Raw genomic sequence first — 12511 nt, 5'->3', positions numbered from 1 at the left:
CTGCTATACTTCTGTTTACAAAATACGCAAACAAGAAAGAGAGCCAGCATCTATGAAACTTCTTAAAATGATTCTCTTGCTTTTATTGATTGTCATTGGTGTAGCAACAGGCTATATCCAGCTAGAGCAAGGGAAACAAGAGACAGCGAATTCATCTTATGACAAAACCATTCATTTTCCATCAGACCGCTATCCAGAAACAGCCAAGCACATAGAAGAAGCCATTGATGAAGGTCATTCGTCCATTTGTACAATTGACCGTAAACATAGTGATGAGCAGAGAGATCGATCACTACATGGCATTCCAACAAAGCGCGGGTATGATCGGGACGAATGGCCAATGGCGATGTGCAAAGAAGGAGGCAGTGGAGCTTCTGTCAAATATGTACGCCCTTCTGATAATAGAGGCGCAGGCTCGTGGGTTAGTCATCAATTATCGGATGATCCTGACGGCACAAGAATTCAATTTATCATCGATTAGCCGCCTTTCCCTTTTCTATATTAAAAAAACTTTCACATGACTGCTTGCAGGTATTTTAAACACTTTTTTCATGCCGATAATCCTTAAGGAGGGATATCCTACCTTATACCTAAAGGAGTCAAAAATCATGAAGAAAAAGGGAAAACTGAGGCTAGGCGCCAAAATTTTGCTGATCTTTTTAAGTGTCCTCATCATCTTTTCTGCGGTTGTTGGTTATGTTGTGAATCGCGAAATGACAGAAAACATTAAGCAAATGGCAACTGAAAAAGCAAAAGGTGACTTAAAACTAGGCTACGCCTACCTAAATGAAAAAGTGTCAGGCTCGTGGCAGATTAAAGAAGACAAGCTATTCAAAGGAAATACGCAAATCAATGATCATGACACATTGGTTGACCAATTAGCCGAATATACCGGTGATACCATCACGATTTTTCAAGGAAATACCCGTGTTGCTACGAATGTCATGTTAAACGGGAAACGAGCTGTAGGTACAGAAGTCTCTCCTGAAGTGAAGACCACTGTTTTAGATAAAGGAGAAAACTATTACGGGACAGCAAATGTTGCTGGGAAAGACTATCAAACGGCTTATATGCCAATCAAAAATGAAGCAGGCGAAACAATTGGTATTTTTTATACTGGCGCTAATCAAAGCATGATTTCACAAATGCTTCAGTCATTCTATATACAATTTGTCATCGTCCTTTTGTTAAGTCTGATCGTTTCAGTCATCATTATTTCTATTTTCACTAAGCGGATTCAGGTACGTCTCAAGCATTTGGCTTCTGCCATTAAGAGTGCAGGCGAAGGTCATTTAACCATCAATGTGACGGATACTGCCGGAGATGAATTGTCTGATCTGGCTGGACATTTCAATAAGATGCGTGAAAAACTAAATCAAACCATTCTAAATGTCATGAACACGTCTGAATTAGTGGCCACATCCTCTGAACAGCTGTCAGCTAGCGCAGAAGAAACGAGTGCAGCATCAGAAAAAATCACCCACACGATCCAAGAAGTGGCACAATCTTCAGAAGAACAGTCCGCTCAAATGACAGCTAGTGAGCACAAGATGATTCAAGTATCAAACGAGCTGGCAAACATCACTGAAAATGCCGGACAAATGGCTTCAAGAAGTCACTTCGCACAAGAAATGGCCCAAAAAGGTGTACACAATATCGGTGAAGTTCATTCACAAATGACATCTATTGCAAAATCAATTGAAGAAAACGGTACAGCAATTCAAGCATTGGAAACACGTTCAGCTGAAATTGATCATATTTCCAAAGTCATTACAGATATCGCCAGCCAGACAAACCTGCTAGCTCTTAATGCAGCAATTGAAGCAGCACGGGCAGGTGAGCATGGAAAAGGGTTTGCTGTTGTCGCAGACGAAGTGAGAAAGCTCGCTGAAGAATCTCAAGCATCATCAAACATGATTTCCCATCTCATTTCTGAAATACAAAAAGAGATGACTCATTCGACGAATGCCATCAAACAAGTAAGAGAAGAAGCAGCTCAAGGGGCTGTCCTTATCTCTCATACAGAAGAATCTTTTCATGATATCCAGCAGTCCATGAGAGAAATGGCAGATGGCATTAAGCATTTATCGAGTGCATCACAAAAAATCGCAGCTTATACTAACGATGCGAAACAGTCTTTTGCGTCTATTACAGAAGGCGTTAAACGAACGAGTGAACATTCACAGCAAGTAGCAGGTTTAACAGAAGAACAATTTGCTGCAATGGAAGAAGTAACAGCTTCATCAGAAGCACTTGCCCATTTAGCAGGAGATTTAAAAGCAATGGTCTCGCAATTTCACATCTAGATCCCACAACAAATAGCGCAAGACGGCTGCAATCGTCTTGCTGCCTAACTTTCTCCTCAAGAATGACTCTTTCAACCATTTACGTTTCAACGAAAATCCATGAATAAAGGAGTTTTTTATATGAATCTCTTAAATCAAACCTATTCTCTATCTATCTCCTACCACCAAATCACGGTATACACCGGAAGCGAAACACCACCTATCATTGATTGGACAGATGAGGACATTCTTCAAGGATTCGCAACTGGAGATCAAGGAGTTTCCTTTGAAGGAATCAATAATGGAAAGGCGTCTATTATTGTGACATTAAATAGCGATGAGCCCCAAGTCTCTATTGATAGAGCTATAACAGTGCCCTTTACGCATACAAGGGATCAAGTTTATATCACAAGCGTCATGGCTCATGTACTGTCTTTCCCCATTCCAAAAGGAGACTATCAGCTTACCTGCTATACCTCACAGCAGCCTGATCAAGATGTTTATTATGTAAATTTCCAAACAGTGTAGATTACGACTGATCGTATAAATCAAGCCACTTTTCCGCATAGTCTACCGATTCTCTCACTGGCAATAAATATGAACTGGCAAGTCCGATTTGATTGTGCTGATGGAGGCCTCCTGATTGCAGAAAATCACGGCCAATCTGTTCAAATAGTTCTTCTCTTGTGATGATATCTTGGTACTCTTTCCATACTCTCCACCCATTTTCTAAAATAGGGGCTCCTCTTGTCATGAGGTCCTGCTGGGGGATTCGGTATTCAGCTAGATGAAAAGCTGTCATGCTTTCAAATGTTGTACCAAGCAGCAGCACTTGAGCATGAAGATCATACATGCGACCAAGAGGCGAATGCTCTCCTAATCCAAAGGAAAGTGCATGGTGTTTCAGAATTTCATGTTTTCTTTTCCCCCAGGCTGTGAATGAAAAATGGGGATGGTTGCTTCTCGCCACGCCTGGGTATTTCCAAAATGTTTCCGCTACCTTTCCCATTGCTGTTGGCGTCGTGTAAGCTGGATCAAATGCAGGCATTGTTTCTTTGATCGATTTCCACCATGAATAAGGAACAGGCGGATCAATCCAATCGGCAGGATCAGAAAGCTCTAACGTTTGTGCCGGCATAATGAGTGTCCCCTCTTCTGTTAAGGTTTCCATCAATGCTTGTATGACGGCTACAGCGCCTCCGTTTACCCAGCCGATGGATGATAAAGATGAGTGAACACATAAAATCATGCCCTTTTTCACACCAAGTTGTTCCAAGTCTGCTTTGATTGTTTCCTTTGTCATCGGTTCAGCTTGATTTTCGATTAATTTTTGCATCGTTCCTTTTCCTCCTGCGTCTCTTCGATTATTGATGAATGAGACGTTTAACCGCAATAGACAGTTTGTAATTTGCGTAATTTGTCAGCTCCGTTAAAAACTGATCAAGCTCATCATGACTCGAGAAATGTCCTTCAGCCATATAACAGCCCTCACCACTTATTTTGAACAAATTCTTGATTTCTTCCTTTTCATAAAGAAACGACAGAAGTGGTTCATGATGATGACTCCGGGTATAGAGCTGCAAAAATGTTTGAATCGTCTTTTGCGTCTGCCAATCAATTGAAATGGTATATGCTTCGATCACGCCTTCTTCTTCTAGCTTTAACACCCGATTTGCAACAGCTTGGCCGGTTAAATGAACTTTTTCACCTAGAGCTTTCATCGTTAATCGGCTATTCTTTGATAGTTCTTTTAAAATATTCATATCTGTTTGGTCTAGCATTGGCTCACCTCTTTCAAAAATCAAGCCCTTCCGATAAAAGACTTTCATGATCCTCTGTCACATAGAACTCTTTTAATATACTGTAAACTTAATCAGAAAAAAAGGAGGCCTTTTTATGAAAATTACACTCATTCGCAATGCTACTTTATACCTTCACTATGGTCATTCAACTTTTTTAATCGATCCCTTTTTGGCAGCAAAAGGAACATATCCACCGTTCCCTCATACAGCCAATCAACATTTGAACAACCCTATTGTGGAGCTTCCTGTAAATATAGATTTAGACAGTCTGTTACACCCAGATGCTGTCTTACTCTCTCATTTACATGTGGACCACTTTGACGACGAGGCCAAAAGGAAATTAGCTCAAGATGGGCCAATTTATACTCAATCGGAGAAGGATCGAAAAGAAGTTGAAGAAGCTGGATTTCAGCATGTCACATGCATTGAAGATGAAATGGACATTTGCGGCGTTCATATTAAACGTACAGGTGGACAGCATGGGACGGGAGAAACGGCGAAGCGAATGGGGCAGGTGAGCGGTTTTGTTTTCTCTCACCCTGATGAACCTACCCTTTATATTGCAGGTGATACCATTTGGTGTGATGAACCGAAAGAGGTTGTGAATACATGCAAGCCAGACGTCATTGTGGTCAATAGCGGAGCTGCTCAATTTTTAGAAGGCGATCCGATTACCATGACTAAGGAAGAAATTTTAGACATTCACCGTTCTCAGCCAAAAGCTCAAATTGTCGCCTGTCATCTTGAAGCTGTGAATCATTGCTTGTTAACAAGAGCTGCTTTGGAAGCTTACATTCAAGAGCATCATGCAGATCAAGCCATTTTTGTCCCTCAAGATGGGGAAAGTCTCACCTTCTGATCACAATAAAAAACCGGCACCTCGCTGCCGGTTTTATCATTATTATGGGCGATGGTGCTGTGGTTTTTTCAGCAATGGAACAAATCCGTTCTTTTTCAAATGATTGTAATGCTCATCCATTCGTTTCGTGATGTGTGTGCCTTGTTCCTTTGTTAACACGCCATACTGTACATATTTCTCAATGACTGCTTTTCGTTTAGAAAGAATTTGCTGCTCAAGGATTTCAATTTGTTTTTGTTGTTCTGCTGTTAATTTCACTTGGTGTGTCACCGGGCGCTTTTCCATTTGAGGTGTTTCTCCATGAGCCGTTTCTATCTGAAAACCAAATAACAGCATCATCGACAAGATGATCAAACCACTTATTTTTTTCATCATTGTTGTTCCCTCCTTTATTCGCCTTTATTTTGCGCTCATTTTCCTTTTTTATACATTATTTTAACACGCTAATTGCTTATAATATTCTTACTTTTTCACTTTTCTTCTGAAAACGTTGTCCTATCAGAAAAAGCGTGCTATGTTTTGTTTTGTATAAAAAATAGAGGAGGATTCTTAAATGAGTCGTTTTTATCATAAAAAATCTATATGGATCATGCTTGTTGTATCTGCTTGCATCCTTATCATGTCTGCTTGCAGTCAATCAGGCTCATCTCAATCTGGAGACACAAAGTGGGATGAGATTAAAAAGAAAGGAAAAATCGTGGTTGCAACTTCAGGCACCCTTTATCCAACTTCTTATCATGATACTTCTAATGGCAAGGATCGATTAACTGGCTATGAAGTAGAAGTTGTCAAAGAAGCGTTTAAACGTCTTGATGTGAAAGTAGAATTTAAAGAAATGGGTTATGACGGGATGCTGAGCGCCATTAATTCTGGTCAAGTGGATGCCGCTGCAAATGATATCGACATCACAGATGACAGAAAAGACAAGTTTGCCTTTTCAACCCCTTATAAGTATTCCTACGGAACGGCTATCGTACGGAAAGATGATTTATCTGGCATTAAAACTTTAAAAGATTTAAAAGGAAAGAAAGCAGCAGGTGCTGCCACGACGATTTACATGGATGTCGCTCGTAAGTACGGTGCAAAGGAAGTCATTTATGATAATGCGACAAACGAGCAATACTTAAAGGATGTTGCAAACGGCCGAACAGATGTCATTTTAAATGATTATTACTTGCAGACACTGGCTCTTGCTGCATTTCCTAAATTAAATATTACGATTCACCCTGACTTGAAATACATGCCGAATGAACAAGGATTTGTCATGAAGAAGGACAACAAAGAGCTTCAAAAAGAATTGAATCGTGTATTAAGCGACATGAAAAAAGACGGAACAATGAAAAAGATTTCTGAGAAATTCTTTAATCATGCAGACGTCTCAAAGAAAATTGATGCTGATGTCGAAGATGTCGACATTTCCAAATAAGGAGCCGCAATCGTGGGAGATATTCATTTAGAATATATATTTAATCCTGCACTGGCAAAGGCGTCATTTCCGTTTGTCATGAAAGGCATCTGGCTGACGCTGCTCATTTCCTTTGTGAGCATGTTTTTTGGTACCATTCTTGGTTTTTTTATCGCTCTTGCCAGGATGGCGAATTCATGGGTTCTTAAGCTGCCTGCACGGCTGTATATCTCATTCATGCGAGGCGTGCCCATTCTGGTGATTTTGTTTATTCTTTATTTTGGGTTCCCTTATATCGGCATTGAGTTTACAGCAGTCACTGCCGCCATTATTGGGTTCAGCTTCAATAGTGCTGCCTATATTGCAGAAATTAATCGGGCGGCCCTCTCCTCTGTTCCAAGTGGACAGGTGGAAGCCGCTAAATCATTAGGTCTCAGCTATTGGCAAACGATGCGCGGTGTCATTTTGCCTCAATCCGTCCGCATCGCCTTGCCGCCATTGACCAATGTCATGCTTGATTTAATCAAAGCTTCCTCACTGGCAGCGATGATTACTGTACCAGAGCTCTTCCAGCAAGCAAAAATTGTAGGCGGACGAGAATTTGATTATATGACCATGTATATTTTGGTCGCACTCATTTACTGGGGCATTTGCAGTGTCGTCTCATTGCTTCAGGACTTTTTAGAAAAACGCTATGCGAAATATCTGTAGCAAAAAAAGAGCGGATCTCATGGATCTGCTCTTTTCAGCATGATAGAAAACCTTTGCAGCCCTAAGCACCGGAGCGCAGACCTGCGGGCGAATGCGAGGGTTTGTTCTACACGATAATTAATGAATAAGCCATAACCACACATATAATCCGAGTAAAGTGAGGATCAAGGTTGGGATGGTCAGGATGATTCCGGCTTTCATGTAAGCCCCCCAAGAGATATGAACGCCTTTTTTCTTTAAGACATGAAGCCACAGCAATGTCGCCAATGAGCCGATTGGGGTCATTTTCGGTCCAAGGTTGGAGCCGATAACATTGGCATAAATCAGCCCGTCTCTCATGACACCTGCTGTATCTGTATGTCCAATGGCAATCGCATCAATTAAAACAGTCGGCAGATTGTTCATCACAGAGGACAGCACTGCGGCAAGTACACCCATAAACATCGTTCCTGCAAGCAAGCCATGTGATGCCCCTTGCTCGATCCATGCCGCCAATATTTCAGTAAGGCCAACATTTTTCAATCCATATACGACGACATACATACCGATCGAGAAAAACACAATGGACCACGGCGCTTCTTTGATCACTCGCTTTGTCGCCACTTGCGGACTTCTTCTCGCCAGCCACAAGAAAGCAAGGGCAATCCCGCCTACAATAATAGACACTGGAACACCGATCAGCTCGCCCGCAAAATAACCAACAAGCAGACAGCCGAGCACATACCAAGACAAACGGAACATACGGATATCTCGAATAACTGATGCCGGCTCTTTCGCCTGTGACAGATCGTAGGTTTTTGGGATAAGTTTTCGGTAAAACACATACAGAACCAGCATGCTCGCTCCAAGCGACACAAGGTTTGGCACGAACATATTCGCTGTATATTCTAGAAAACCAATATGAAAATAGTCGGCTGATACGATATTGACCAGGTTACTAATGACAAATGGCAAGGAGGTTGTATCTGCAATAAAGCCGCTTGCCATCACAAAAGGTAGCACCATGCGCTCATCCAGCTTCAACGCTCTCACGACAGATAAGACGATTGGGGTCAAAATCAGTGCCGCTCCATCGTTTGCAAAAAAAGCAGCCACAACAGCGCCGAGCAATGTTAAATAAATAAACATGCGGACACCGTTGCCTCTTGCAGCTTTTGCCATATGCAGTGCAGCCCACTCAAAAAAACCGATCTCATCTAAAATTAACGAAATGATAATAATACCAATAAAAGCAAAGGTGGCGTTCCATACAATTTGCGTAACTTCCCATACATCGCCTAGATGAACGACGCCAAAGGCAAGCGCAAGAATGGCACCCCCACATGCTGACCATCCTATGGTGACACGTCCTGGCTGCCAAATGACAAGGACGAGGGTCATGATGAAAATCAAAATGGCTAAGGTGACTGAACCCAAAGGTGGCCCCCCTTTCATTTTTCTCATAAAATCTTTATCTATCATACAACGAAATACATCAGTTGTATGCCATTTTCGCATTTCACATGAAAATCCGCAGGTGATCCGTGCACCTGCGGATTCCATCATATATTATTGATCTTTTTTCATCAGCATCAATTCAATAAATAACTCACATCGCTGGCTAAAATGACTTAAGTCGATCGACGTCATGTCAAAAATTTGTTTCATTCGATAGTTTAATGTATTTTGATGAATAAACAACTGCTCCGCTGCTGGCTTTAACTTGCAGTTATTCAATAAGTAGACTTCAAGCGTTTTTAAAAACGAAGTTTGACTTTCGCGGTCTTTTTCCTTCAAACGTAACAAATCTGGATTGAAGTCGTTTTTCTTTTTTTGATGGCTGTAAATGGAGTCTAAAAACCGGAAGACCCCTAAATTCTCATAATCATATGGAATCAGGTCTTGTCCTCCAACAATTTTCACTGCCTTGACGACCTCTATCGCTTCAAATCGACTTGTACTCATTTTCATGACATCACGATACTCTCTTCCCATTCCGATATACAAAGGGGAGGGATGTGCATGCGTTTTCGATTGCAGATGTGCGATGACATCAGCGGCAGTCGCTTTCGGTGAGTGCCGATCTGACAGGCTGCCTAATATAACCACGATATCTGCTTGAACCGAATAGACGTGATTCACTTTATCCTCTAGCTGCAAATACGTTCGAATGACATCCTTCACATCTTCTGCCGTCTCACTTTTGTTATCGGCAGCGTGCACGACCATAACGGTAAATACGGCTGGCAGTGGAATGCTTAAGTTCTCAGCCTCCCATTTCAGCTCTTCTTCTGTATAAAAATGATCATCCATGACCTTTTTGAAAAACTCTTCAATCTTGCCTTCCTTTTTCTCAAGCTGTTTCTTATTCTTATAAATCACTTTTCCAACCTGAAAGGAAGCCTCGTGTAAAAATTGCAGCTCTTCCTGAGTGAGGGAATCCTCAATGTCCTGCACCCAAATAAAGCCTACTACCTCTTGTTTATGCTTGGCGCTCACAGCCACCCGCCGATTAAATCCAAGCTCGTCATGACCGCTCACATAAAAAGGCTTTGATTCCGCGAAAAGTCGCTCGATTACCCCTGTTTTCTTTAACCAATCGACCACAGATCCCGGGCATTCCTTTGAGAAAATCGTTTGCTGATTGACTGGGTCAAACTGCTGAATGCTGTAAGAATTATAAGCAAGGAGCTGACACTCTGTGCTTTCTAAAATGACTGGCTTCTTTAAATATCCGCTAATAAATGCAATTAATTTATCGACATCAAAAAATGTATGAAGCTTTTCTAATATCTCTTCCATCCCGATTGCTCCCTGATTAAGTGATACATTTATCATACTTCTTTCCAGTCAGATTTGTATAGAAACAAGTCGCAGACAGTCAAAAAAAGCATGAACCCATCAGTTCAGGTTCATGCTTTTTCCATATTAAAACATTTCACTAATCGTTTTTGCCTGCATGTGCAGAGCTAGGTAATCTGGACCGCCTGCTTTTGAATCCGTTCCTGACATTTTGAAGCCGCCGAATGGGTGGTAACCAACGATGGCACCTGTGCAGTTACGGTTAAAGTAAAGGTTCCCCACATGGAACTCCTGCTTCGCACGGTTGATGTGATCACGATTATTCGTAATGACAGCACCTGTTAAACCGTATTCTGTGTTATTGGCTACCTCAAGTGCTTCATCAAAGCTTGAGACTTTCGAGAAAGCCAACACTGGTCCAAAGATTTCTTCTTGCATTAAACGAGAAGTCGGCTCAAGATCTGCAAAAATGGTCGGGTGGATAAAGTATCCTTCCGAATCATCACTCGTTCCGCCAGTGATTAAGCGGCCTTCCTGTTTGCCAACCTCGATATAATCCGTGATCTTGTCAAAGGACGCTTGATCAATGACAGGTCCCATGTAAACATCCGCAGAAAGCGGATTGGCTGTTGTTTTCGTTTCTGTGATTTCCTTCACTCGCTCAACCACTTGGTCATACAGCTTCTCATGGACGACTGCCCGCGATCCAGCTGAACATTTTTGACCTGAAAACCCGAAGGCTGATGTGAAAATGGCATTAGCCGCTAATTCAACATCTGCATCCGCATCAACAACTACTGTATCCTTACCGCCCATTTCAGCAATGACACGTTTTAAATGCTGCTGGCCTGGCTGCACTTTTGCCGCGCGTTCAAAGATACGTGTCCCTACTTCTCTTGATCCAGTGAATGTAATCAGACTTGTTTTCGGATGATCTACTAAGTAATCCCCAACTTCTGCTCCGCTTCCTGGTACAAAGTTGACAACACCCTTTGGAAGACCGGCTTGCTCAAGCTCTTCCACAAAACGGGCTGCAATGACAGGCGTCGCACTTGCTGGTTTTAAAACAACTGTATTCCCAGTGACGATTGGCGCTACTGTTGTTCCGGCCATGATGGCAAATAAGAAGTTCCACGGCGGAATGACGAGCGTCACGCCAGTTGGTGTGTACACATATTGATTGCGTTCCCCTTCGCGGCTGTTCACTGGTTTGCCTTTCGCCAGCTCCAGCATTTGACGAGCGTAATACTCTAGGAAGTCAATCGCTTCTGCTGTATCTGCATCCGCTTCATTCCAAGGCTTACCTGCTTCTTTTACAAGAAGGGCTGAATACTCATGCTTTTTACGGCGAATGCTTGCCGCAGCACGGAATAATACGCCTGCTCTTTCTTCAGGAGACGTATAGCGCCATGTTTCAAATGCTTTCGCTGCTGCTTGAACCGCTTGTTCTGCCTCTTCCTTCCCGGCCTTTGATACAGTTCCAACCACTTCATCCTTTTTCGCTGGATTGATCGAAACAATCTTGTCCTTCGTTTCAATTCTTTCTCCATTAATCACGAGCGGATAGGTTTGACCAAGTGATTCTGTTACTTTAGCTAATGCTTGTTCAAACGCTTTGCGGTTTTCTTCCTGGCTAAAATCCGTGAATGGTTCATGCTTGTAAGGTGTTGTCATTTTTGTCACGCTCCCGTTTCAAATTATTTTTTCGTCATTCCTTTTAAAGCAAAGGCAATGTTTGCCGGCCGTTCTGCAAGACGTCTCATGTAGTAGCCATACCACTCTCGTCCATACGGCGTATAGACCCTCATTTGATAGCCTTCTTGCACAAGTGCTTGCTGTGTTTCTGATCTCATGCCGTACAGCATTTGAAATTCGAACTGACTTGTCTGTATATTGTGTTTTTTCACAATATTTTTCGTGAACTCAATCATTCGATCGTCATGTGTCGCAATGGCTGTATAGTTTCCTGAGAGCAATTGCTTTTCGATCAGCTTTTGATAATTCTGATCGACGTCTTTTTTGTTTGGATACGCCACTTCGGCGGATTCCTTATAGGCACCCTTTACAAGTCTTAAAAATGGTTGCAGCTTATTTAGGTCATCAAGATCCTTTTCTGTTCTGTACAAATACGCCTGCAAGACCGTACTGACATACTCATATTGAGATTTCATCTCTTTAAAAATGTCCAGCGTTTTTTGACAGCGCTGTTCATCCTCCATATCGATTGTCACCATGATATGGTGCTTCTCTGCCGTATCTAAAATCCTTTTCATATTGCGATACACAAGGTCATCGTCAATATCCAGGCCAAGTGATGTCATTTTGAGTGACACGTGAGAATTGAGTCCCGCCTCTGCAATCCGCTGAATGGTTTGAATACACTCAATCGTCCGTTCATTTGCAATCTCTGCCTTTGTGACAAACTCACCAAGGTGATCAACTGTCACAGCCATTCCTTGGTCATTTAATCGCTTGATCACAGGGATCGCACTCTCAAAGTCCTTCCCTCCGATGATTTTCTTAGATGCAACAGCACTTCCCCAATTACGAGCAATATGGTTCAAGAGACTGCTCTTTGACAAAAACAAGAAGAAATTTCTTGTGACCGACTCCATAAAGGGCACCTCCCACTCTTTGTAAGCTATGTCTTTATTGTAAGGCTCATAAG

General features: G+C 42.1%; 13 protein-coding genes. 6 read left to right on the top strand and 7 right to left on the bottom strand.

Annotated features, from left to right (window positions below):
* Nucleotides 1-52 precede the first annotated feature (52 nt).
* From NST59_RS01910 to NST59_RS01900, 3 genes are all read left to right on the top strand, one after another.
* Nucleotides 53-481: a NucA/NucB deoxyribonuclease domain-containing protein gene (locus NST59_RS01910; RefSeq protein ID WP_039176411.1), complete on the top strand. Its 429-nt coding sequence runs from the start codon at nucleotides 53-55 to the stop codon at nucleotides 479-481.
* Nucleotides 482-608: 127 nt separating this feature from the next.
* A complete protein-coding gene (locus tag NST59_RS01905) occupies nucleotides 609-2306 on the top strand; it encodes a methyl-accepting chemotaxis protein (protein WP_144490706.1) in 1698 nt (565 codons plus the stop codon).
* A gap of 120 nt (nucleotides 2307-2426) precedes the next feature.
* Nucleotides 2427-2813, top strand: coding sequence for a competence protein ComJ (locus NST59_RS01900; protein WP_064498646.1), 387 nt, complete (start codon nucleotides 2427-2429; stop codon nucleotides 2811-2813).
* 1 nt (nucleotide 2814) lies between these two features.
* Here the strand turns inward: NST59_RS01900 and NST59_RS01895 are convergent, their stop codons facing one another.
* Nucleotides 2815-3621: an aminoglycoside N(3)-acetyltransferase gene (locus tag NST59_RS01895; protein ID WP_064498645.1), complete on the bottom strand. Its 807-nt coding sequence runs from the start codon at nucleotides 3619-3621 to the stop codon at nucleotides 2815-2817.
* A gap of 28 nt (nucleotides 3622-3649) precedes the next feature.
* Nucleotides 3650-4066, bottom strand: coding sequence for an Lrp/AsnC family transcriptional regulator (locus NST59_RS01890; protein WP_039176401.1), 417 nt, complete (start codon nucleotides 4064-4066; stop codon nucleotides 3650-3652).
* Nucleotides 4067-4181: 115 nt separating this feature from the next.
* On the opposite strand from NST59_RS01890, the gene NST59_RS01885 reads away from it, so the two are divergent.
* Nucleotides 4182-4946 (top strand): MBL fold metallo-hydrolase, encoded by a 765-nt coding sequence (locus NST59_RS01885; protein WP_058837296.1) that lies wholly within the window; start codon nucleotides 4182-4184, stop codon nucleotides 4944-4946.
* A gap of 42 nt (nucleotides 4947-4988) precedes the next feature.
* Here the strand turns inward: NST59_RS01885 and NST59_RS01880 are convergent, their stop codons facing one another.
* Nucleotides 4989-5318 carry a YckD family protein gene (locus NST59_RS01880; RefSeq protein ID WP_039182972.1) on the bottom strand — a complete coding sequence of 110 codons (330 nt, stop codon included), beginning with the start codon at nucleotides 5316-5318 and terminating at the stop codon, nucleotides 4989-4991.
* 181 nt (nucleotides 5319-5499) lie between these two features.
* Between NST59_RS01880 and NST59_RS01875 the strand changes: the two genes are divergently transcribed.
* Together NST59_RS01875 and NST59_RS01870 are read left to right on the top strand one after the other, a co-directional pair.
* Nucleotides 5500-6372 carry a transporter substrate-binding domain-containing protein gene (locus tag NST59_RS01875; RefSeq protein ID WP_039176396.1) on the top strand — a complete coding sequence of 291 codons (873 nt, stop codon included), beginning with the start codon at nucleotides 5500-5502 and terminating at the stop codon, nucleotides 6370-6372.
* Nucleotides 6373-6384: 12 nt separating this feature from the next.
* Complete coding sequence (locus tag NST59_RS01870) at nucleotides 6385-7062, top strand: amino acid ABC transporter permease (RefSeq protein ID WP_064498644.1); 678 nt, start codon at nucleotides 6385-6387, stop codon at nucleotides 7060-7062.
* A 117-nt stretch (nucleotides 7063-7179) separates the two neighbouring features.
* Here the strand turns inward: NST59_RS01870 and NST59_RS01865 are convergent, their stop codons facing one another.
* The 4 genes from NST59_RS01865 to NST59_RS01850 form a co-directional block, all read right to left on the bottom strand.
* Nucleotides 7180-8478: an arsenic transporter gene (locus NST59_RS01865; protein ID WP_341039844.1), complete on the bottom strand. Its 1299-nt coding sequence runs from the start codon at nucleotides 8476-8478 to the stop codon at nucleotides 7180-7182.
* A gap of 132 nt (nucleotides 8479-8610) precedes the next feature.
* The gene (locus tag NST59_RS01860) at nucleotides 8611-9843 is read right to left on the bottom strand and encodes a PucR family transcriptional regulator (RefSeq protein WP_039176388.1); all 1233 of its coding nucleotides are present in this window, start codon (nucleotides 9841-9843) and stop codon (nucleotides 8611-8613) included.
* 126 nt (nucleotides 9844-9969) lie between these two features.
* Nucleotides 9970-11517: an L-glutamate gamma-semialdehyde dehydrogenase gene (gene pruA / locus NST59_RS01855; RefSeq protein WP_064498643.1), complete on the bottom strand. Its 1548-nt coding sequence runs from the start codon at nucleotides 11515-11517 to the stop codon at nucleotides 9970-9972.
* 23 nt (nucleotides 11518-11540) lie between these two features.
* Nucleotides 11541-12458 (bottom strand): proline dehydrogenase family protein, encoded by a 918-nt coding sequence (locus NST59_RS01850; protein WP_151283988.1) that lies wholly within the window; start codon nucleotides 12456-12458, stop codon nucleotides 11541-11543.
* Between the last annotated feature and the right edge of the window lie 53 nt (nucleotides 12459-12511).

The organism is Bacillus sp. FSL R5-0439 (assembly GCF_038008805.1).
Classification (GTDB): Bacteria; Bacillota; Bacilli; order Bacillales; family Bacillaceae; genus Bacillus; species Bacillus safensis.
Note: the sequence above shows the minus strand (reverse complement) of the source record. Positions and strands in the feature narration are given on the sequence as shown.